16 protein-coding genes are annotated in these 23,199 nt (G+C 62.3%); 5 read left to right on the forward strand and 11 right to left on the reverse strand.

Annotated elements, in window-relative coordinates; all coding sequences use genetic code 11:
- Positions 1–267 precede the first annotated feature (267 nt).
- Positions 268–1,800 (reverse strand): Na+/H+ antiporter NhaC, encoded by a 1,533-nt coding sequence (gene nhaC, locus QQF40_RS03635; protein ID WP_285460469.1) that lies wholly within the window; start codon positions 1,798–1,800, stop codon positions 268–270.
- Positions 1,801–1,998: 198 nt separating this feature from the next.
- Positions 1,999–3,108, reverse strand: a complete 1,110-nt coding sequence (gbcB, locus tag QQF40_RS03640; protein WP_285460470.1) for a glycine betaine monooxygenase reductase subunit — start codon at positions 3,106–3,108, stop codon at positions 1,999–2,001.
- Positions 3,109–3,759: 651 nt separating this feature from the next.
- Here gbcB and gbca point away from each other — a divergent pair.
- Positions 3,760–5,043 carry a glycine betaine monooxygenase oxygenase subunit gene (gbca, locus tag QQF40_RS03645; RefSeq protein WP_285460471.1) on the forward strand — a complete coding sequence of 428 codons (1,284 nt, stop codon included), beginning with the start codon at positions 3,760–3,762 and terminating at the stop codon, positions 5,041–5,043.
- A gap of 128 nt (positions 5,044–5,171) precedes the next feature.
- Here the strand turns inward: gbca and cyoE are convergent, their stop codons facing one another.
- The 5 genes from cyoE to cyoA are packed head-to-tail and all read right to left on the reverse strand — an operon-like array spanning position 5,172 to position 10,000.
- Positions 5,172–6,026, reverse strand: coding sequence for a heme o synthase (gene cyoE, locus QQF40_RS03650; RefSeq protein ID WP_285460472.1), 855 nt, complete (start codon positions 6,024–6,026; stop codon positions 5,172–5,174).
- A 13-nt stretch (positions 6,027–6,039) separates the two neighbouring features.
- Positions 6,040–6,378, reverse strand: a complete 339-nt coding sequence (gene cyoD, locus QQF40_RS03655; protein ID WP_285460473.1) for a cytochrome o ubiquinol oxidase subunit IV — start codon at positions 6,376–6,378, stop codon at positions 6,040–6,042.
- The gene (gene cyoC / locus QQF40_RS03660; RefSeq protein WP_285460474.1) at positions 6,375–7,004 is read right to left on the reverse strand and encodes a cytochrome o ubiquinol oxidase subunit III; all 630 of its coding nucleotides are present in this window, start codon (positions 7,002–7,004) and stop codon (positions 6,375–6,377) included. The genes cyoD and cyoC overlap by 4 nt, the downstream gene beginning before the upstream one ends.
- A 2-nt stretch (positions 7,005–7,006) precedes the next feature.
- On the reverse strand, positions 7,007–9,016 hold the full coding sequence (cyoB, locus tag QQF40_RS03665) for a cytochrome o ubiquinol oxidase subunit I (protein ID WP_285460475.1): 2,010 nt from the start codon (positions 9,014–9,016) through the stop codon (positions 7,007–7,009).
- A gap of 3 nt (positions 9,017–9,019) precedes the next feature.
- A complete protein-coding gene (cyoA, locus tag QQF40_RS03670; RefSeq protein ID WP_285460476.1) occupies positions 9,020–10,000 on the reverse strand; it encodes a ubiquinol oxidase subunit II in 981 nt (326 codons plus the stop codon).
- A 1,444-nt stretch (positions 10,001–11,444) separates the two neighbouring features.
- On the opposite strand from cyoA, the gene QQF40_RS03675 reads away from it, so the two are divergent.
- Complete coding sequence (locus QQF40_RS03675; RefSeq protein WP_285460477.1) at positions 11,445–12,074, forward strand: flavin reductase family protein; 630 nt, start codon at positions 11,445–11,447, stop codon at positions 12,072–12,074.
- A gap of 232 nt (positions 12,075–12,306) precedes the next feature.
- Positions 12,307–13,887 carry a BCCT family transporter gene (locus QQF40_RS03680; RefSeq protein ID WP_285460478.1) on the forward strand — a complete coding sequence of 527 codons (1,581 nt, stop codon included), beginning with the start codon at positions 12,307–12,309 and terminating at the stop codon, positions 13,885–13,887.
- A gap of 126 nt (positions 13,888–14,013) precedes the next feature.
- Here the strand turns inward: QQF40_RS03680 and QQF40_RS03685 are convergent, their stop codons facing one another.
- The 3 genes from QQF40_RS03685 to QQF40_RS03695 form a co-directional block, all read right to left on the reverse strand.
- Positions 14,014–14,253, reverse strand: a complete 240-nt coding sequence (locus QQF40_RS03685; RefSeq protein WP_043333148.1) for a hypothetical protein — start codon at positions 14,251–14,253, stop codon at positions 14,014–14,016.
- 286 nt (positions 14,254–14,539) lie between these two features.
- On the reverse strand, positions 14,540–17,566 hold the full coding sequence (locus QQF40_RS03690; protein ID WP_285460479.1) for a molybdopterin-dependent oxidoreductase: 3,027 nt from the start codon (positions 17,564–17,566) through the stop codon (positions 14,540–14,542).
- A complete protein-coding gene (locus QQF40_RS03695) occupies positions 17,563–19,326 on the reverse strand; it encodes an NADH-ubiquinone oxidoreductase-F iron-sulfur binding region domain-containing protein (RefSeq protein ID WP_285460480.1) in 1,764 nt (587 codons plus the stop codon). Before QQF40_RS03695 ends, QQF40_RS03690 begins: the two co-directional genes overlap by 4 nt.
- A 435-nt stretch (positions 19,327–19,761) precedes the next feature.
- Between QQF40_RS03695 and QQF40_RS03700 the strand changes: the two genes are divergently transcribed.
- A complete protein-coding gene (locus QQF40_RS03700) occupies positions 19,762–21,351 on the forward strand; it encodes a BCCT family transporter (RefSeq protein ID WP_285460481.1) in 1,590 nt (529 codons plus the stop codon).
- 138 nt (positions 21,352–21,489) lie between these two features.
- On the opposite strand, the gene QQF40_RS03705 is transcribed toward QQF40_RS03700, so the two are convergent.
- Complete coding sequence (locus QQF40_RS03705) at positions 21,490–21,882, reverse strand: DUF4168 domain-containing protein (RefSeq protein WP_043333741.1); 393 nt, start codon at positions 21,880–21,882, stop codon at positions 21,490–21,492.
- 623 nt (positions 21,883–22,505) lie between these two features.
- Here QQF40_RS03705 and QQF40_RS03710 point away from each other — a divergent pair.
- The gene (locus tag QQF40_RS03710; RefSeq protein WP_285460482.1) at positions 22,506–23,129 is read left to right on the forward strand and encodes a DUF4174 domain-containing protein; all 624 of its coding nucleotides are present in this window, start codon (positions 22,506–22,508) and stop codon (positions 23,127–23,129) included.
- Positions 23,130–23,199 lie beyond the last annotated feature (70 nt).

Raw genomic sequence — 23,199 nt, forward strand, 5'->3', positions numbered from 1 at the left:
AACGTTCTCCGCTCTCGACCCGCAGCTGAAGATGGCATGCAGTCCAACGGGGCCTTGTGCTTAGGGCACCAGGGCGATACCTGGCATGGCCTGGCGGGACTTCCCGCAGAGCTCCCTGCACTGCATGCGCTCATTCACGTGGCAACAATTGAAGGGTAGTCCCGAAGTCGTCTGCACCTCCAGATGGTTTGTGCCGTCTTCCTGCGCGAGTCGACTTGCTCATGAACCTGAGCATGAAGTCGTAGAGTACTCATACTGAGCAGACTGTCAGCGCACCTCGGGCGTGGCGGCTTGCAATCCCGCCAGGCCCTCGGCCTGCTGCTGACGCAGCTGGGCCAGCGTTGTCACGGCGTGCCCCCTGGCTTGCCATTCGGCGCGATCGGCATCGTCGGCCCGGATGATGAAGCGTCCAAGCAGGGTGTAGAGCAGTCCCAGCAACGGTGACAACCAGCAGGCGAAGGCCAGCGGTATGTAAAGCAGCCCCTCCATGCCCACGCCACCGGCCATCAGCCCCAGTGAACTGACGACCACCGCACCGCCGGCATTCCAGGGTATCAGCGGCGAGATCAGCGTGCCGCCCTCTTCCAGTGAGCGTGACAGGTTGAGCGTCGAGTAGCCTTCTCCGCGGAATACCGGCGCGTACATGCGCCCCGGCAGGGCGATGGAAAGGTAGGGATCGCCCGCGATGACATTGGTCAGCGCCGCCGTGGAACTGGCCGCGACCTGCAGACCGAAGATACCGCGTACCTTGACCAGCACCGCGGCACACAGCGTCTCCAGACAGCCGATGATTTCCAGCAAGCCCCCGAAGGCCAGTGCGATCATCACCAGCAGGATGACCCAGGCCATCGACATGATGCCGCCACGATTGAGCAGGCTGTCGATCTCGCTCACACCGGTGCTCAAGACGTAGCCACCCTGCATGTAACCGAACAGCGCCTTGACCGCCTCGCCCTGTACGCCGAATGCCACGACCGCCCCGGCCAGTACCCCGACGAACAGCGCCGGCAGTGCCGGCATGCGCGCAACGGCCAGCGTCATCACCAGCAGCGGCGGCATCAGTACCCACAGATTGAAGGTGAAGTGCCCGGCCAGCCCTTCTGTGATGGCAGTGATGCGCTCGAGATCCAGCACCTGACCGGCGGCGAGCAGGTTGCCGGCGATCAGGTAGACCATCAGCGCGATCAGCATGGCGGGAATGGTGGTCGGCATCATGTTGCGGATATGCGCGAACAGATTCACGCCCGTCACCGCCGGCGCCAGATTGGTGGTATCCGACAGCGGCGAGACCTTGTCACCGAAGAAGGCGCCGGATACCACCGCACCGGCGGTCCACCACGGCGGAATGCCGAAGCCGGCCCCGATACCCATCAGCGCAAGCCCCACCGTGCCCACGGTGCCCCAGCTGGTACCCAGCGCCACCGAGACCACCGCGCACAGCAGCATGGCCGCTGCCAGGAAGTATTCCGGCGAGACCAGCTTGAGTCCGTAGTAGATGATCATCGGCACGCTGCCGGAGGCGATCCACACCCCGACCGTCATGCCGACCAGAATCAGGATCGCGATGGAGGGCAGGCCGACACGCACGATGCGCATCATGCCCTCTTCCATCGCCGACCAGCCGTGGCCCAGCTTCCAGCCGATCAGCGCCGTGATGGCGACACCGCATACCAGCGGCACATGCGGGGTGAATTCGCCGAACACGAACAGTTGCAACGCAAGAACGGCCAGGGTGGCCACGATAGGCAGGCAGGCCATCTTGAGCGATGGCCGGAGTGGGGTCTTCACGTCCCGAGTCATGTCTTGCTCCATTGGTTAGTTGTACTTTTTGTACCCCCAACGCTAATGGGACCCGGGGAGCCGCGGCTGACTGACTGCGTCATCCAACCGCGCGAATGCGACATGTCCTCTCATTTATCCAGCGCATTTATCCAGCGTATGCTCCCGCCCGTGAATATCGCTCGCGAAGGCCAGCAGGGCGAGAGATCAGGCTGTGGATCAGTAATCGATCACCACATCGCCGTTGGGTACGCTGCAGCAGGACAGGATGAAGCCTTCGGCGACGTCTTCGTCGGTAATGCCGCCGTTGTGCTCCATCGCGACCTCGCCCGAGACCTTCTGCACTCGGCAGGTGCCGCAGATGCCCATGCCGCAGGCCTTGGGAATATGCAGACCCAGCTTGGCGGCAGCAGCGTGGACGGTCTCGCCCGGGGCGATCTGCACCGACTTGCCGGTGGCGGAGAACTCGACCCGCGTGAGATCGGAGCGGTCCAGTTCATCGGCCAGCACCTCGGCCTGTTCGGCCTGCTCGATGGCTTCTTCCTCGACATCGACCGGCGTGGCACCGAAGGATTCCTCGTGGTAGCGGCTCATGTCGAAGCCGTGGCTGCGCAGCAGGTGCTTGATCGCATTCATGTAGGGCGTGGGCCCACAGCAGAAGATCTCGCGTTCCATGAAGTCCGGCGCGATCATCTCGAGCATCGCGTCGGTGAGGTAGCCGCGATAGCCGGACCAGGTCTGGCCGGTCTCGAAGCGCTCGCAGATGACGTGCATGTTGAACTCCGGCACGCGGGAATCCATGAACTCGAGCTGACGCCAGAAGATGATGTCGCGCGGGCTGCGCGCACTGTGCACAAACGAGATGTCCACATTGGCGTTGGTATCGAAATACCAGCGCGCCATCGACATCAAGGGCGTGATGCCCACGCCACCGGACAGCATCAGAATGCGCTCGGCCGGGTAGTCGATGCAGTTGAAGTTGCCGACCGGGCCATGCACCGCCAGCACGTCGCCTTCGTTGAGGTTGTCGTGCAGCCAGTTGGATACCAGCCCGCCCGGCACGCGCTTGACGGTGATCGAGAAGCTGTAGGGCACCGACGGTGAGCTGGAGATGGTGTAGGAACGCATGATCTGCTTGGCATCGATCTCGAGCTCCAGGGTCACGAACTGCCCCGGCTTGAAGAAGAACATCACCGGCTGTTCGGCCATGAAACAGAAGGTGCGCACGTCCCAGGTTTCCTGAATGACCTTCACGCAGCGCACGCTATGTCGACCGTTGGTCCAGGTCTGCGTCGTAACCGGATTGAAGTTGCTGAGAGTGGTGCTCATGAAGGCCTCGCTGGGCATGTTGTTCTTGGAGACATGTTCGTGAAGAGACAGTGTCAGACCACCCTGCGCTGCGTGCGCGGCCAACGGTGGGACATGCTCAGGATTGTCGAGTCAGCGCTCGGCAGGCATTTATCCGTGCACGACAGAAACATGCCCGATCCCTCCAATCACGCCCCGCAGTCCCCTGCCCACGCCTCGCCGCTGCGCCTGCCTGTGCCTCGAAGGTCCTGCGCAGCCAACCGGCGTCGGAAATACATCATTGAGCGTCGCCATCAGACATAGGTCGCGACTTGAGCTCAGCCACACTGCGCTCCATGCGTGGCAATGCCATTCAGGCCTCATGCGGGCCGCCTGAACTTCCACGCTGACCATCCTGTTGAACGAGCGGCCTCCTGGCATGCGCCGCCCGCGACACCCGAACCGACCAGGACGGGACGACGCACCGCGCGATGCATCGGCACTCACTCATAGGTGCGCTCACTCATGTGTGCGCTGACTCATAGGTGCGCTGATGTCGTCTGCAGTGCTGCCCGGCAATGGTCTGTTCACTCGTTCTCTCTGTCCCGGCTTCACAACAACAATGAACAGCACACTCACTCAACCCAAGGCGACCCTGCTCCCGGCGCCTACCGACCGTGCGAGGACACCGCGATGAGCGACTTACTGGAACACGCTCAGGATCAGCAGCGTCAGGCGGTACGCGAGGCCGCCGCGCGGCTTCTACAGGCCCGCAGTCCCGGCTACACCCTGCCCCAGCCCTTCTACAATGATCAGCGCCTGTTCGATCTCGACATGAAGGAGATCTTCGAGCGCGAGTGGCTGTTTGCCGGTCTCAGCAGCGAGATCCCGCTCAAGGGCAACTTCATGACCATGGACGTGGGCAACAGCCCGATCATCATCGTGCGCGGTGACAACGGGGCCATCCATGCCTTCCATAATGTCTGTCGTCATCGCGGGTCCCGCCTGTGCAGCACCGAGCGCGGCAAGGTCGCCAAGCTGGTGTGTGGCTATCACAAGTGGACCTACGAGCTAGATGGCCGTCTGCTGTTCGCCGGTTCCGACATGGGCACCACCTTCGACACCAGTGAATACGGCCTGCACCCCGTCCACGTGCGCTCAGCCGGCGGCATGCTGTTCATCAACCTCGCCGAGCAACCCGAGAACTGCGAGCCGTTCTTCAAGACGCTGGAGTTCTACCTCAAGCCCTACGACATGGAGAACGTCAAGGTCGCGGCCAGCTCTTCCATCATCGAGGAAGGCAACTGGAAGCTGGTGATCGAGAACAATCGCGAGTGCTATCACTGCGATGGCTCCCACCCGGAGCTGCTCAATACCCTGCAGGAATTCGATGACACCGATGACCCGCGTGCCACCGAGGCCTACAAGGCGCTGGTCGCCAAAAAGCAGGCCGACTGGGATGCCGAGAAGGTGCCCTATCAGCTGGTGCGCTTCGGTCGCCGCAATCGCATGACGCGCACGCCGCTGCTGGAAGGCACCGTCTCGATGACCGCGGACGGCACTCCGGCGTGCCAGAAGCTGTTGGGTCGCCTGCAAAGCCCCGACATGGGCTCGCTGCGCATTCTCAACCTGCCCAACTCCTGGAACCACTTCATGGGCGATCACGCCGTGGTCTTCCAGGTCGACCCGATCGGCCCCCTCAAGACCCGCGTGACCACCAAATGGCTGGTGCACAAGGACGCGGTGGAAGGTGTCGACTATGACCTGGCGAAGCTGCGCAAGGTGTGGGACGCCACCAATGATCAGGACCGTCAGCTGGTGGAAGAGAACCAGCGCGGCGTCAACTCCAGCGCCTATCAGCCCGGCCCCTACTCGGCGACCTTCGAGTTCGGCGTCGTCGATTTCGTCGACTGGTATGCCGAGCGCATGCAGGAAGCGCTCAAGGAACAGCGGGAGCCGCACCTGCAGCTGGCCTGAGGGCGTGTGAGCTTCTCCTGAAAGACAGACAAGAAAAAACCCGCCACCGGCAAGCCGGTGGCGGGTTTTTTGGCTTTCATCCGGGCAACACGCCGAAGGCGGGTCACCCGAGAGGTACTACGGCTGGATTACAGCTGCGTGTCCATGCTCATCATCAGGCTGAGCGCCATGACGATGATGATGGAGAAGCCGAACAGCTTGCGTGCCCAGGAGGCATCAGGCTGATCCTTGAGGCGCCAGGCGGCCAGATACAGCCACCAGCCGCCCGTGACGGTCGCGACTACCAGATACCAGATGCCGGTATACCCCCACAGTGTCAGCAACAGCGACACCGGGATGAAACCGGCAATGTACCCCGTCACTACACGCTTGGCATGCTCCATGCCTCGCGCTACCGGGAGTACCGGAATATTGGCGGCCCGATAGTCATCGACACGAAACATGGCAATCGCATAGGAATGCGGCATCTGCCACATGCTGAAGATGATCAACAGCAGCAGCGCCCCCATGTCCGCCTGGCCGGTAACGGCCAGGTAGCCGACCACTGGCGGCGCAGCGCCGGACAGTGAGCCGATGAGGGTGCCATACACCGAGCCACGCTTGAGCCACATGCTGTAGGCCCCGACGTAGATCACGAAGCCCAGTCCCACGGCGATCATCGCCATGAGGTTGGTCATCATGGCCAGAAGCCAGAAGCCTGCAAGGCCCAGCACGCTGCCGAAGACGAAAGCCCCCTTCAGCGAGATATCGCCCTGCACCAGAGCACGGCCCTGGGTACGCGCCATGTGGCGGTCGATATCGCGATCGATGCAGTTGTTGAACACACAGCCTGAGGCCACGATCAACGCCACCCCGACCAGGGTGGCGATGAACAGCGCCCAATCCACCTCACCACCGGAAGCGAGAAAGAAGCCGCCGCTGACGGTGATCAGGTTGCCGAAGATAATGCCCGGCTTGGTGGTACGCAGGTAGTCCTTGATCATCAGGCTCACGCTATCAGATGGGCATCATGTTCTGATTCAGCTCGACCATGATCCACATGGAACCACCGACGACGATAGCCACGATCACCAGGGTGAACAGCAGGGCCATGACATTCCAGCTCTGCTCCTTGGAGCCGTCCAGGTGCAGGAAGAAGTACAGCTGCACGAAGACCTGAGCAATGGCGAAACCGAAGATGGCCCAGATCACCCCGACACCCGGATCGTCCATCATCATCACCATCCCGAACGGGATGATGGTCAGGATGATGGAGAGAATCAGGCCGGTCACGTACTGCTTGATACTGCCGTGGCTGCCGTGATTGTCGTTGTGATCGTTGTTGGAATGGCTCATAGCATCACTCCCGTGAGGTAGACAACGGTAAAGACACAGATCCAGATGACGTCCAGGAAGTGCCAGAACAGGCTGAGCATCATCAGACGACCACGATGGACTTCCGTCAGGCCTTTCTGCTTGATCTGGATGATCAGTACCGCCATCCAGATCAGACCGAAGGTCACGTGCAGACCGTGGGTGCCGACCAGGGTGAAGAAGGCTGACAGGAACGCGGACTTGTCCGGACCATGGCCGTTCGCGATCAAGTGATGGAACTCATAGATTTCCATCGCGATGAAGCCTGCACCGAAGGCGAAGGTGATCATCAGCCACTTGTTCACCGCGGAGCTGTCTCCGCGGTTCATGCCCAGCATCGCCAGGCCGTAGGTGAAGCTCGACGCCAGCAGCAGCGCGGTCTCGACCAGCACGAAGTCCAGCTCGAAGATCTCGGCGCCCGTCGGACCACCGGCATACGCCTGACTCAGTACCACGTAGCCCGCGAACAGCATCGCGAACAGGATGCAGTCACTCAGCAGGTAGAGCCAGAAACCGAAGACCTTGATGTCATTGGCATCGTGATGCTCGTGATCGTCATGGGCATCGTGCTGCGCCCCATCATGAGATGTCATTGCATTATTCGCCATGATTACCCCTGAACCACTGTGTCGTTAGGTGTACGGGCGCTGGGCAGGGCACGACGCTCGCGGCCCTCACGCTCAACGCGCTCGACTTCCTCGACGGACACGTAGTAGTCGATGTCGTAGTTGAAGGAACGCACGATGAAGCTGACGATCGAGCCGACGAAGCCAATGATGGCCAGCCACCAGATGTGCCAGATCATCGCGAAGCCGAAGATAGCAGCAAAGGTGGAGATGAATACGCCCGCCGCTGCATTGCGCGGCATGTGGATCGGCGCATAAGGCTTCTTGGCTTCCTGCTCGATGCCACGCTCCTTCATTTCCCAGAACTCATCGAGCTCGGAAACGTGCGGGGTGTGGGCAAAGTTGTAGAACGGAGCCGGTGAAGTGGTGCTCCACTCCAGGGTACGACCGCCCCAGATGTCGCCGGTGGTGTCCTGAAGCTGCTTGCGGTTCTTGATGCTGACGTAGATCTGGATCACGGTGCACGCGATACCGATCATGATCAGGCAGGCGCCGACGAAGGCAACGACCAGGTACGGCACCCACAGCGGGTTGTCGACGTGCTGCAGACGACGGGTCATGCCCATGAAGCCGAGGATGTACAGCGGCATGAAGGCGAGGTAGAAGCCGACGATCCAGAACCAGAAGGAACGCTTGCCCCACTTCTCGTCCAGCATGAAGCCGGTCGCTTTCGGGAACCAGTAGGTGATACCGGCCATCGCACCGAAGACCACGCCGCCGATGATGACGTTGTGGAAGTGAGCGATCAGGAACAGCGAGTTATGCAGTACGTAGTTGGCGCCCGGAACGGCCAGCAGAACGCCGGTCATGCCACCGATGGTGAAGGTGACGATGAAGCCCAGGGTCCACAGCACCGGAGAGGTCATCTCGACACGACCGCGGTACATGGTGAACAGCCAGTTGAAGATCTTCACACCTGTCGGGATCGAGATGATCATCGTCGCGATACCGAAGAAGGCGTTCACGTCAGCGCCGGCACCCATGGTGAAGAAGTGGTGCAGCCAGACGATGAACGACAGGATCGTGATGACGACGGTCGCCCACACCAGCGAGGTGTAACCGAACAGCTTCTTCTTGGAGAAGGTGGAGATGACTTCGGAGAACACACCGAAGACCGGCAGCACCAGGATGTACACCTCAGGATGGCCCCAGGCCCAGATGAGGTTGACGTACATCATCATGTTTCCACCAAGTTCATTGGTGAAGAAGTGGAAGTCGAGGTAGCGATCGAGCGTCAGCATGGCAATGGTGACGGTCAGGATCGGGAAGGCCGCGATGATCAGCACGTTGGCGCACAGTGCGGTCCAGGTGAAGACCGGCATCTTCATCAGGGTCATGCCCGGCGCACGCATCTTGAGGATGGTGGCGACGAAGTTGACACCTGTCAGCAGGGTACCGATACCGGAGAGCTGCAATGCCCAGATCCAGTAGTCCACACCGACCCCGGGACTGTACTGCAGTCCGGACAATGGCGGGTAGGCCAGCCAACCGGTCTTGGCGAACTCGCCCAGACCCAGAGAGATGTTGACCAGGATCACGCCGACACCCGTCATCCAGAAACTGAAGGAGTTCAGGAACGGGAAGGCCACGTCACGCGCACCGATCTGCAGCGGCACGACGACGTTAATCAGGCCGATGACCAGCGGCATCGCCACGAAGAAGATCATGATCACGCCGTGGGCGGTGAAGATCTGGTCGTAGTGCTCAGGCGGCAGATAGCCGTGCCCGCCGGTGGAAGCCAGCATCTGCTGGGAACGCATCATGATCGCATCGGAGAAACCACGGATCAGCATCACCAGCGCGACGATGATGTACATCATGCCGATCTTCTTGTGATCGACGGTGGTGAACCATTCGGTCCACAGATATTTCCACTTGCCCATATAGGTGATGAGACCAACGAGGCCTGCACCACCGAGGATTACCGCCACGAGCACGACCAGAATGATCGGGTCGTGATACGGAATCGCCTCTAACGTGAGTTTTCCAAGCATTGCTTATTCCTCGGTTGCCATCGCAGGTTCAGCGTGACCGGAAGCCTGGTGGCCAGACATGTCGTGAGCGGCACCGTTGTGCTTGCTGCCCATCTTCATGTGCTCCATCTGCTCATCGCTCATGCCCAGCTCCATGCCATCCATGTAGGGCGCCATGATCTGCTGATACAGGTGCGGTTTGACCTGACCATAGAAGGTCGGAGCAACATCCTCGCTCGGCTCCTGGAGAGCAGCGAAGCCAGCATCATCCAGCACCTTGCTGCTGCCGCGAGCCTTCTCGATCCAGGCATCGAAGTCGCCTTCGCTCATCACATGCGCCTTGAAGTGCATGTCCGCGAAGCCGGCGCCGCTGTAGCTGGCAGAGATACCGTCGTAGGTGCCCACTTCATTGCCGATCAGGTGCAGACGGTTTTCCATCCCCGCCATTGCATAGATCTGGCTACCGAGCTGCGGGACGAAGAACGAGTTCATCACCGTGTCGGATGTGATGTGGAAGCGCACCTGACGATCCACCGGCATGGCCAGTTCATTGATCGTCGCGATGCCCTGCTCCGGATAGATGAACAACCACTTCCAGTCCATGGACACGACCTGCACCTCGATCGGCTCACCGCCGTCGACGATCTCGACACGCGGGTCCAGCTCATGCGTGCTCTTCCAGGTCAGGATGCCCAGAGCGAGGATGATCAGGCACGGAATGCCCCAGACCACGATCTCGATCTTGGTGGAATGCGCCCAGTTGGGCGTGTAGGTCGCCTTGCTCTGCTTGGTATCGCGATAGCGCCAGGCGAACCACAGCGTCATGAAGATGACCGGGATAACAACCACGAGCATCAGATAGGTAGCAGTCAGGATCAGCGACTTTTCGGATTCACCGATAGGCCCCTTGGGATCGAAGAGTACGGCGTCACAGCCGGACAGCATCAATAATCCCGCGAGGATAGGGAGTCCCCGCAGAGCCCCCCGCATTAGGCTTTTTCTCATCTCACGACCTCGTTGGAACACGCCATGGCGTCATGACGAGCCCACATGTGGAACACAGCGTTCGAAGAAATGACCAACAGGAAGCCGTCGATCTTTCGAACGAAATCAGAAGATTTCCCGCAGGCGGGCACAGGATAGAGAAAAGACAGGGGGGCTGACTACGGGGCAGGATGACGCACCAGGGGCCACATGCGGATGACTTCGCTCATCCGATGCGTGCCAATCATGCCTTGGGCGGCATGAGTTCTCTCACGCTCAGGGAAGGTTAAGGCAGCTGGATCAGGTAGCAAAGCGGACACTCACGACGATGATGAGGCGACAGTGCATGCCTTGCAGGGCCAGACAGCTTGTCAATCGCCAGCCTTCTCCACCATGCCACCCCCCCTGCCCTGCCTGGTGATGCCCGAGAGAATCACGACCTTGTCGCGCCACAATTCAGTGCATCACCGCAGATGTCCTGAACATCGGCGCATTACGCGATATCGAAGCAATCACTGCTGCCACACGATGTTGCGCAATTAAAAACCAGAAAAAAGCCGAATACCGACATTAAATACCAAAAAAACTGCCCTTTAGCCTTCCAAAAGTGTCTTAAGTACTCTCCCAACCCGGGCGCGAGAGGCATTTTCCCGACATGATACTCGCGTGACGTCGGCATTCATTGATGAGAAACATGCATCATTATCGATCATGACCTGACAGCTAAATACACCATGATACGTCTCGCATGATGCTGACACCCTCGATCAACAGGGGACGCTTTTTCGCAACCTTGGCATGCCATTCTCATGATCAATGCCGAACCAAATGGCTTGATGGCTGTCATTTTCCGTCATCCATTTACGCTTACTCACCACCTTTCTGCCAGATGACGCCCGGCTCGACATCATAAAAAATATACAAATAAACACACTTCAGAAACCTTCTGGTTACCAATAGTGCACAAAAATCCGGTTTCTCGCCCCCATTGTGTGACTTGAGTCAGACAAGGAATGAACTCGACCGAGGCGTCAGGAACAACATCCTCGAAAAAGGTCAAGACCTGCGACAATTGACCACACCAAAAATACTGACGATGATCTGGGAGAATTTCCCGAGACCTTTTCCACGCCCGGCGGCCAGACAGGCCACTCTTCACCAGCACCACCGGCCTGTGGCCAGGGACGACTCGCGTGCCGCATCAGCGATGATTCGCGGCCCCCGCTAGCCGAGACGGCCAGACTCGCGAGCTCTTGGTCCAGCGGGCACCTGGCTTGCCGGGCGCCTGGCCTGCCAGGCTCTCACTCTCTCGAATGTCAGGCGCCGTGCGAGATGCTGCCTGAGCGGGTCGAGTGCCATGCCCTGCGACGCAGGCTCTGCCATGACAGTTCTATAACAACAGCCCTGCAATGACAGCTCTATGACATCGGCTCTACCACCAGAGCCCTGCAACGAGACCCTCACCATGACTGCCTCCTCGACCACGCATCCCCTCATCGCCGCCGACCAGCTTCCCGCGGGTACCCTCTATCGCCTGTTCTCGGGCAGCATCGCGCCTCGACCGATCGCCTGGGTATCGACCATCGATGCGGCAGGCAACACCAATCTCGCGCCCTTCTCGTTCTTCAACATCGCCAGCATCAATCCGCCGGTGCTCGCCTTCAGCCCGCTGCGCAATGGCGAAGGCAAGACCAAGGACACCCTCAACAACCTCGGGCAGGTCGCGGAGTGCGTCATTCACATCGGTGGCGAGGCGATGAGCGAAGCGCTCAACCTCACCAGCGCCAGCCTCGCGGCCGACGAGGATGAGTTCACCCATGCCGGCCTGAACAAGGTGGCCATGCCGCCGCTTGCGGTTCCGCGCGTGGAGGGCGCCCCGTTCGCCTTCGGCTGCCGACTGCGCGACATCATCTCGTTCGGTGATCAACCGCTGGCCGGTTCACTGGTGCTGGCCGAGGTAGTGGTGGTGCATGCCGATGAAGCGGTCTGGGATGGGCGGCATGTCGACAATGCGGTACTGCGTGCCATCGGCCGCATGGCCGGCAGTGACTATGCACGCACGGATAGCCTGTTCAGCCTGGAGCGTCCCGAATGACGTTCCGGCACAGGCAAGAAACTCATAAACTTCAATACAATCAATGCCTTTCAGCGTACAACATGGATTGCCCAAGGTTTGACGCCGCCATCTGCAACTGGCAGAAAGACGCATGTTGCACGAGGCATCAGACCAAGGTCTGAACGCTTCCACCGAGCGGGACAAGGTCCCACATTCTGACTCGAGATGCCCACAGGAGCGGCTATCGAAAGAAAATATACGAGGTAACTTCATGTCATCGAATCCGTACGTGACGGATTACCGGATCGGTCAGGACAATGTTCAGCGACTCGGGCTGGATGTCCACAAACCGGTCTTCACCATCAGTGCGCTGCTGATCGTAGGCTTCATCCTGTTCACGCTGCTGATGCCCGAGTCGGCAGAGTCGGCGCTGGGCGGCGCCAAGGCATGGTCCATCACCCATGGTGATTGGCTGTTCATGCTCTCCAGCAACTTCTTCATCCTGTTCTGCCTGCTGCTGGTCCTGCACCCGGTCAGCCGCCTGCGTCTGGGCGGGCGCGACGCCAAGCCGGAATTCAGCCGGATGGCCTGGTTCGCGATGCTGTTCGCTGCCGGCATGGGCACCGGCCTGATGTTCTGGGGGGTCGCCGAGCCAGTGGCGTACTACACCGACTGGTCAGGCACACCACTGAACGCACCACCGCGTACGCCGGAAGGCGCAACAGCGGCACTCTCGGCCACCGTCTTCCACTACGGGCTTCACCCGTGGGCCATGTATGCCGTGATCGGCCTGTCGCTGGCCTTCTTCGCCTACAACAAGGGCCTGCCGCTGACGCTGCGCTCGGTGTTCTACCCCTTGCTGGGTGAGCGTGTATGGGGCTGGAGCGGCCATATCATCGATATCGTCGCGGTGCTGGCCACCCTGTTCGGCCTTGCCACCTCTCTGGGGCTGGGCGCGGCACAGGCAGCCTCGGGGCTTGATCATCTGTTCGGCATCGGCGATGGGCTGGTCAGCCAGGTCGCCGTGATCGTGGCGGTCACGCTCGCGGCCATCTACTCGGTGAGTCGCGGCCTGGATGGCGGCGTCAAGCGCCTCTCCAACCTCAACATGATGCTGGCCGCGCTGCTGGTGGTCTTCCTGTTCATCGTCGGCCCGACCAGGGACATCATCACGGGGCTCGGCACCACCAGCGTCAGCTATCTGGAATATCTGCTGCCGCTCTCCAACTGGATCGATCGCCCCGACGAAGGCTGGTTCCATAGCTGGACCATCTTCTACTGGGCCTGGTGGATTTCCTGGTCACCGTTCGTCGGCATGTTCATCGCGCGTATCTCCCGCGGACGCAGCGTGCGCGAATTCGTCACCGCCGTGCTGGTGGTACCGACCCTGGTCACCATCGTGTGGATGACCGTCTTCGGTGGCACCGCACTGGAAGAGGCGCGAGCCGCCGGCAGCGAGCTGGCCCAGGGCATCGATACTCCCTCGATGGCCATGTTCCAGATGTTCGACAGCCTGCCGCTGTCCTCCATCACCTCCTGCGTCGCCATCGTGCTGGTGCTGGTGTTCTTCGTGACCTCCTCCGACTCCGGCTCGCTGGTGATCGATTCCATCACCGCCGGTGGCAAGCAGGATGCTCCGACGCGCCAGCGCATCTTCTGGGCAGCGGCCGGCGGCCTGATCGCCTGTGCCCTGCTGTATGGCGGCGGCAGCACCGCACTGAGTGCACTGCAGGCGGGCGCCATCTCCACGGGACTGCCCTTCACGGTGGTACTGCTGGTGATGTGTTTCTCGCTGTTCCGCGGTCTGCGCTGGGAGAAGCGCGAGTACGACCGCGCCAACACAGCGACCTGAGCCACTGCGGGCAGTGAAAAGAGCGCGAAGAGCACTCACGCAAAAGGGCCTGTCAGTCGACAGGCCCTTTTGTTCATCTGGCAGACGGTGTCAGTGCGCGGCGCGCAATCTCTATGAAGTACGCGTCTAGCGCAGTCCCGGCAGCAGATACTTGTCCAATGCCTGGCGCACCGAGGGCAGCAGGATATCAGAGTGCATCACCAGTTCGCGCACCAGTTCCTGCAGGCCCGGCACGCCCACCTCGGCATGCTTTCTGAGTGCCATGCGCGCGCAGGTGTCCGCGCAGGCATGCTCGGAAATCTGCACGCCCAGCGCCACCAGCCGCTCACGAAAGTCTTCGTGATCAATCAGCTCCACGATCATCATCGTCATTCTCCTTGCTCGCTGACGGCGGGCATTGTCATTGGTATTGACCCACTCTGTTCTGAGCATCGCCCTTGTGAGGATAGCCGAAATGCACGACGGGCTGTCTCCGACATTCTGGTCAGACCGGGGCGCCCTCTGCGTGCCTGCCCACGCCACTGGCGTAGGCATTTGCGTCAGGCGCATCTGCGCCAGGCTGCGAGCTATTGCGTCGGGCTATCCACTCGAGAGCTCGCCCCTCAAGCCTGCTGTCCACGTCCGCCTCACATGTCCGCCTCACGTGTCCGCTTCAACTCTCCACACCCACCTCGGCGGGTTCGGCTCTGGCCAGACGGCAGGCGGCGTACTTGAACTCGGGAATCTTGCCCACCGGATCGAGCGCCGGATTGGTCAACAGGTTGGCGGCAGCCTCGGCGTAGCAGAATGGCACGAAGACCATGCCGGCCGGCGTCAGCGGATCGGCGCGGGTGGCAAGAGTGATCTGGCCACGCCGCGTGGTGATCGAGAGCGGCTCGCCCGGCGTGATGCCCAGGCGCTCCAGCTCCACCGGATTGAGCGTGGCCACGGCGGCCGGTTCGAGATTGTCGAGCACCTCCGCGCGGCGCGTCATCGAGCCGGTATGCCAGTGCTCCAGCTGACGACCGGTGGTCAACACCGTCGGGTAGTCGTCATCCAGCGTCTCATCCGGCGGCGTGGGCCAGGTCGGCACGAAGCGGGCACGGCCGCTGGCGCGCGGAAAGCCCTCGCCGAACACCACATCCTCACCCTCGCCTCCCGGCGTCAGGCACGGATAGGTCACCGAGTTCTCCTCGGACAGCCGCGCCCAGTCGATGTTGTCGAGGGAATCCATGCCCTGTTGCATCTCGGCGTAGATGTCCTCCGGACCGGCGTAATCCCAGCCAAGCCCCATGCGCCGCGCCAGCTGCTGGGTGATCCACCAGTCCGGCTTCGCCTCGCCCGGGGCGCGCAGTGCCGCTCGCCCGCGCTGCACCTGCCGGTTGGTATTGGTGACGCTGCCGTCCTTCTCCGGCCAGGCGTACGAGGGCAGCACCACATCGGCGAACTGTGCCGTCTCGGTGACGAAGATGTCCTGCACCACCAGGTGCTCCAGATGCGCCAGCGCGCTGCGCGCATGCTCGAGATCCGGGTCCGACATCGCCGGATTCTCGCCGAGAATGTACATGCCGCGGATCTGATCGGCGTGGATGGCGTGCATGATCTCCACCACCGTCAGGCCCGGCGTCGCCGAGAGCGGGGTCTGCCACAGCGCTTCCAGTCGCTCGCGCGCCGCCGTGTCCCCCACCGGCTGGTAGTCGGGGAACACCATCGGAATCATCCCGGCATCCGAGGCGCCCTGGACGTTGTTCTGGCCGCGCAGCGGGTGCAGGCCGGTGCCTTCACGCCCGACGTGACCACACACCAGCGCCAGCGCGATCAGACAGCGCGCGTTGTCGGTGCCGTGGGTGTGCTGCGAGATGCCCATGCCCCAGAAGATCATCGCGCGCCTGGCGGTCGCGTACTCACGGGCCACGGCGCGAATCTCTTCTGCCGCCACGCCACACAGCGGCGACATCGCCTCCGGCGTCAACGCCGCGACATGCTCTGCCAGCGCGGCGAAGTCCTCGGTATGCGACGCGATATAGGCCTGATTGGCCAGCCCCTCGGTAATGATGACATTGAGCATGGCATTGAACAGCGCCACGTCCGCCCCCGGCGTGAACTGGATCGAGCGATGTGCCTGACGACGCAGCGCCAGCGCACGCGGGTCGATCACGACGATGCGTGTGCCACGCTTGGCGGCGCGCTTGAAGAAGGTCGCCGCCACCGGATGATTGACGCCCGGGTTGCAGCCGGTCAGCACGATCAGATCAGACTGCTCGGCCTGCATGAAGGAGGCGCTCACGCCGCCCGAGCCCACGCCCTCCATCAGCGCCGCCACCGAGCTTGCATGACACAGGCGCGTGCAATGATCGACATGGTTGGAGCCGAAGCCGGTGCGCACCAGCTTCTGGAACAGCCACGCCTCCTCGTTGGTGCATTTGGCGCTGCCGAAGCCCGCCAGGCTGTCGGAGCCATGCGCGCGCTTGAGGCGCATGAGCCCCTGGGCCGCGACCTCGAGGGCCTCGTCCCAGCTAGCCTCGCGGAAGTGGGTCAGCGGATGGGCGGGGTCAAAGTTCACATCCAGCCCCTTGGCCACGCCGTCACGGCGGATCAGAGGGCGGATCAGACGCTCCGGATGACGCGGATAATCGAAGCCGAAGCGCCCTTTCACGCACAGCCGGCCATGGTTGGACGGCCCATCGCGCCCACTGACCGCGATGATGTTGTCCAGCCGTGTATCCACGACGCGCTGCCGACGCTTGTCAGCCTTATGGGAGCTAGCGCCCGCCATGCCCTGCTGGGCATCCGCCAGGGTCGCGACCGGCTGACCCTCGACACTCAACGCCTCGCCGCTGCCACGGCTGACCTGATACTCCAGCTGACAGCCCACGCCGCAGTACGGGCAGATGGAGGCGACGCGCTCATCGACGGCGGCGCTGTCGCCGAAGCCCTGCTCATCCACCTGGGCGGCGGGCATCAAGGCGCCGGTCGGGCAGGCCTGCACACACTCGCCACAGGCGACGCAGGTGCTGTCGCCCATCGGGTCCTCGAGATCGAACACGATGCGCGTATTGCTGCCGCGCCCCGCCAACCCGATCACGTCATTGACCTGCACTTCGCGACAGGCGCGCACGCACAGGCCACAGCTGATGCAGGCATCATGATTGACCGCCATCGCGGTGTGGGAGTGATCGAGAGCGCTGGCCTGCGTAGGCAACCACTCCTCCACGGTCTCCCCCAGCCACTCGCGGACCGTCTCGCGGGCACCGCCCAGGGTCTCGCGAGCACGCCCGACATCCACCGCCAGCAGCTCGGCCATCGCCATGAAGTGGCTGCTGACATCGGGGTTGTGCGCCTCGGCGGGCATGTCGGCGGCGAGCAGTTCCACCACCATCGCGCGCGCCTCGCCGGCACGCCGTGAACTGGCACTGCGTACCACCATGCCCGCCCGCGCCTCGCGGATGCAGCTGGCGGCGAGGGTGCGCTCGCCATCGATCTCGACCATGCAGGCGCGACAGTTGCCATCGCCACGATAATCCGGCGTTTCGCTGTAGCAGAGATGAGGAATCGTCTCGCCGGCACGCTTGGCGATCTTCCATAGCGTCTCGCCGGGATAGGCCGTCACCTCGGCGCCATCCAGCGTGATGGTGAAACCATCCTCGTGCAGCGGCTGATCATCCGAGGACGAGCTGCCCAACCCTGTCAGCGCATTCATGCCTCACCTCCCGTGGCGTCAGCCGCATGGCTTGTGGCGATCAAGCGCACCCCGCTGCTGGCGAGGGTCTCCCGAAAGTCCTTGAGCAGGCCGAGCACCGGATTGGGCGCGGCCTGACCAAGCCCGCAGATCGAGGCGTCCATCATCACCTGCGACAAGCGCGTCAGCAGCGTCTCATCCCACTCATCGCTGCTGAGCGCCGCCAGCATCTGGCGCGTGCCGACACGACACGGCGTGCACTGGCCGCAGGACTCGTCCATGAAGAAGCTCATCAGATTGCGCGCCACCGCCGCCAGATCGTCCTTATCCGACAGCACCACCACCGCGGCCGAGCCGATGAAGCAGCCGTGGGCCTGCAGGGTGTCAAAATCCAGCGGCAGGTCCGCCTTGCTGGCCGGCAGGATGCCGCCGGAGGCCCCGCCGGGCAGATAGGCACGCAGACGATGGCCGTCGGCCATGCCGCCGCCATATTCCTCGACCAGTTCGCTGAGCGTGATGCCGGCCGGTGCCAGATACATGCCCGGGCGTCTGACGCGCCCGGAAAGCGAGAAGCTGCGCAGCCCCTGCCGCCCCTGACGCCCGGCCGCGACGTAGTGGTCATGGCCTTCGCGATGGAGCCGCGCGATCCAGTAGACCGTCTCGACGTTGTTGACCAGGGTCGGGCGACCGAACAGACCGCACTGGGCCACGAAGGGCGGACGCTGACGCGGCTTGCCGGGCTTGCCTTCCAGCGACTCGATCAGCGCCGATTCCTCGCCACAGATATAGGCGCCGGCGCCACGCCGCAGCTGGATATAGCCTGGCGCGACGAGGCCTGCGGCTTCCAGCTCCGCGATGCACTCACGCAGCACCTCATTCAGGGTCGGGTATTCGTCGCGCAGATAAATATAGAGCGCCTCGGCCTCGATGGCATGCGCACTGGCCAGCGCGCCCTCGAGGAAGGTGTGCGGCTCACGCTCCAGATAGCAGCGGTCCTTGAAGGTGCCAGGTTCACCTTCATCGGCGTTGATCACGCAATAGCGCGGCCCGGCCTCGGCACGCACGAAGCCCCATTTGCGAAACGTCGGGAAGCCCGCCCCGCCCAGGCCACGCAGACCGGCCTGCTCGATCATCTGCGCCAGGTCCTCGATGCTGACCTCACCGCCATCCAGCGCGGCAAGCAGCCCATAGCCGCCACTGGCGCGATATTGCGTCAGCCGCGGATAGGCAAGACTCGCAGCCGGCGCGGCATGCACCTGGCCTTCGGCAATCGCCGCCGTGACGCCTTCCACGCTGGCGTGGCCCAGATGGCAATGTCCGACCTCCGCCACCGGCGCACTGTCGCAGCGCCCCATGCAAGGCGCACGCAGCACGCGCACCTGTTCGGGGTCCAGCCCCGAGGCGAGGCCGGCGCGCAAGGCCTCGGAGCCGGCCAGCTGGCAGGACAGCGAATCACAGACGCGCACGGTCAGCGCCGCGGGCGGTGTCTCGCCATCGCGAACCACGGTGAAGTGGGCATAGAAGGTGGCCGTCTCGTAGACCTCGGCCATCGGCAGGCGCATCCACTCGGCCAGCGCGCGCAGATGAGCCAGCGTCAGGTAGCCGACCTCATCATTGAGCACATGCAGATATTCGAGCAGAAGGTCGCGCTGCGCCGGGGCATCGCCCAGCAGGCGCTGTACCTCGGCCCAGGCCTCGGCATCCAGCGGACGACCGCGCAACTGGCTGCGCGAACGGCGGCGAGCGACAGGTGTCGGCTCGGTCAGGGTCTCAGGCGTCATGGCGGCACCACATTGTTATCGTTATGAACTGGCGGATCGTTCTGTCGAGTCAACGGCCTGGCTGGGCCGTGGACGCGGCCATGTATAGGTGTCCGAAGTCAGGCAAGCCCGACAAGCCAGGCAGGTTCCTTCACTGTAGATCGCAATCTACAAAGCGGGCAGAGCCGCGACAACCGCCTCCCCCACCGAATCGACTCGCGTGTCAGCCACGCACATGTCGGCGTCGTATCCAGCTAACTCGCCCTCGTCCCGCCCTCACACAATCACCAAGGTCCGGCGGCGGCCTGCCCCGCAGTCAGACCCGCCACCGCGCTCTGGATCGCCATTCCACCCCCTTCCCACATCGCAGCCCCGGGAGACAACCACGACAACACCTCGCTTCGCGCCAGCCGCCCTGTCCGGCTGGCGACACCAATAACAACATGAGGTCATCACATGTCATCGAATCCGTATGACACGGACTACGAGATCGGCCAGGACAATGTCCAGGTCATGGGTCTCGATGTTCACAACCCCGTCTTCGCGATCAGCGCCGTGCTGATCGTCAGCTTCATCCTGTTTGCCATCGTCTTCCCTGCGGGCGCGGAAAGTGCCCTGGGCGGCGCCAAGGCCTGGTCCATCGCACATGGCGATTGGCTGTTCATGCTGGCCGGCAACCTCTTCGTGCTGTTCTGCCTGCTGCTGATCGTGCATCCGGTGGGCAAGCTGCGCCTGGGCGGCCAGAAGGCGAAGCCGGAGTTCTCGACACGCTCCTGGTTCGCGATGCTGTTCGCCGCCGGCATGGGCATCGGCCTGATGTTCTGGAGCGTCGCCGAGCCGGTGGCCTATTACACCGACTGGTACGGCACGCCACTGAACGCGCCTGCCGGAACGCTGGAAGGGGCACGCGCCGCGCTGGGCGCCACCATGTATCACTGGGGCCTGCATCCCTGGGCCATCTACGCCGTGGTCGGGCTGTCGCTGGCGTTCTTCACCTACAACAAGGGCCTGCCGCTGACCATCCGCTCGGCGTTCTACCCGATACTCGGTGAGCGCACCTGGGGCTGGATGGGGCATATCGTCGACATCCTCGCCGTGCTGGCGACCATCTTCGGCCTGGCGACTTCGCTGGGGCTGGGTTCCGCTCAGGCAGCATCGGGTCTGGACTACCTGTTCGGCGTCGGCGATGGCTTGCCGACCCAGATCGCGATCATCATCCTGGTGACGTTGGTGGCCATCTACTCGGTCAGTCGTGGTCTGGATGGCGGCGTGAAGCTGCTTTCCAACATCAACATGATCATCGCCGCCGTCCTGATCATCTTCATCCTCATCTTCGGGCCGACTCTCGCCATTCTCATGGGCCTGGGCACCACTACCCTCAGCTATGTGGAATATCTGCTGCCGCTGTCCAACTGGATCGGCCGCCCCGATGAAAGCTGGTTCCACGGCTGGACCGTCTTCTACTGGGCGTGGTGGATTTCCTGGTCACCGTTCGTCGGCATGTTCATCGCGCGTGTCTCGCGCGGCCGCACCGTACGCGAATTCGTCACCGCCGTGCTGTTGGTGCCGACCCTGGTCACCATCGTGTGGATGTCCGTCTTCGGCGGCACCGCCCTGGAACAGGCCATCAATGGCGTGGGCGCGCTGGCCAATGGCATCGATTCCGTGTCACTGGCCATGTTCCAGATGCTCGACAACCTGCCGCTGTCCGGCGTGGCATCCTTCATCGCCATCGTGCTGGTGCTGGTGTTCTTCGTGACCTCGTCCGACTCGGGCTCGCTGGTGATCGACTCGATCACTGCCGGTGGCAAGATCGACGCCCCGGTCAGCCAGCGCATGTTCTGGGCAGCGATGGAAGGTCTGATCGCCGGCGCCCTGCTCTATGGCGGGGGTAGCGCTGCACTGGGCTCGCTGCAGGCGGGCGCCATCGCCACGGGACTGCCGTTCACGCTGGTGCTGCTGGTGATGTGCTATTCCCTGTTCCGTGGCTTGATGCAGGAAAAGAAGGCACAGGACATGCTCATTCGTCCGGCTGCCGGTGCCTGACATGCCGCGCTGACCAGAGCTTTACTGCCCAATGCTGCGCTGACTGACAGGTCGCAGGACATGGGCACAAAAAAACGCCGCCCCCGGCAACCGGGGGCGGCGTTGTCATTGGATGACACGAACGTCATCCAGGCGAGATCAGGAGTTTTCCTGAGCCAGCTTCTGCACCTTCTTCATCAGGTCCGGGTCGTTCTGGACCGCTTGACCGATGGAGTTGAAGGTCGCGACTTCCAGACCGGAGTCCTCGACAGCGCTGACCATCTCGTCATTGGCTTCCTGACGCACGCTCTGCTTGGCAGTCTCGTCGTCGGCCTTCTGCAGCTTGCCGGCGAATTCCTGTGAGATGCGTGCGATGTCCTGAGAGGCCGCAGCGAACTGTTCCAGCTGAGCGTCGGTGAAATCGCCAGCCTGAGCCTGTGCCGCCTGGGCAGTAGACTGACCCTGGGCCGGTGCATCAGCAGCGAACGCCGGCGCCGACATCATGCCCGCGGAAATCAGGGCAGCCGTCATGTATGCAGTCATCCGTTTCATTGCAGCCTCCAGCAGTGATCAATAAGTGTTTGCCCTAACTCAGACGAGCCTGACGACAGGATGTTCATTTTTTCATGCAACTCTTTGAAAACATTGTGTATCGACACAGTTACATGAGTCGCAGATCAGCAACGTGAAAACCTCGGGGCCGCGCATGGCGGGCGTCATGACGGCTGGACGCGCATACAGCTTGCGCCACGATTGTGAAAATATCTGCAGCACGCCGCGTGAAGTCTGCCCACCACTACGCGGCATGCGCTTTACACAAGGAGGTCACGCCACCTGTTGCCACCGCTAGCGGCATGTCGCCATGGGTCTTTCCACAGGCTGAATGAGGGTGGCATGTCATGAAGTACCACATAAATCGCGCGCCAACGGGCAGCAAACTCTCGGTGACTGTCTTAATCTTGAAGGAGAGGCTGTCATCCGGGGTGTGCCATTCTTCCGTGCAACCTGTTTCTACAGCCCAGGCTGGCTGGCCCAGCTCATATCATTGCCGCCGGAGGACTGCCATGTCCACGTACATACCGTCCGCGCAGAGACTTTCCACACAGGTACTGTCCACACAGGTACTGTCCGCGCCGCCTCGACTGTTCTCGCATCACAGGCTGGCGTCGAGCCTGATGAGCCTCATTCTGCTGGCACTGCTGTTGAGCTCGCCGGTGCATGCCATCAGCCTGCTGGATTCGGATGCCAACCTGAACGCGCCCTCCGAGACATCCTCGGGCGCGCCGCCACCCCCGACCTCACCGGACACCGCGGAGACCACCATGACCGCCGCCAATGTCGACCCCGCCGCCAACCCGCTGCTGGGCGAGACCTGGAACCGACGCTCGCTGGTGCTGATCGCGCCGGATGAGCAGGACCGGGACCTCGAGCGTCAGCGCGAGGAACTGCGCGCCACGCGTGGCGAGATGCAACAGCGCGACATGACGCTCTATACATTGATGGGCACGCGCGGCATCCACGATGGCGTGCCGATGAGCTTCGAGGAGGTGCGTGCCCTGCGCGATGCCATGCAATTGCGCGAGGGCGCGCCCTTCACCGTCATCCTGATGGGCAAGGACGGCGGCAAGAAGATGCAGCAGGAAGGCTTCGTCTCCCCCGACCAGATCTATCAGGTGATCGACAACATGCCGATGCGCCAGCGCGAAGCCAGTCAGGCAGCGCGCAAGGCCCCCCAGGGCACCGACGAGCACACCTCGCCCGACCCCTTGAGCGATGAGGACTGGCAGTGGGAGGAGTGATCTTTCTGTAAGGAGCGGCCTTCTGTGATGCATGAAAAAGCCCCTGTCAGCTCTGCTGACAGGGGCTTTT

This window comes from Cobetia sp. LC6, assembly GCF_030264805.1.
Classification (GTDB): domain Bacteria; phylum Pseudomonadota; class Gammaproteobacteria; order Pseudomonadales; family Halomonadaceae; genus Cobetia.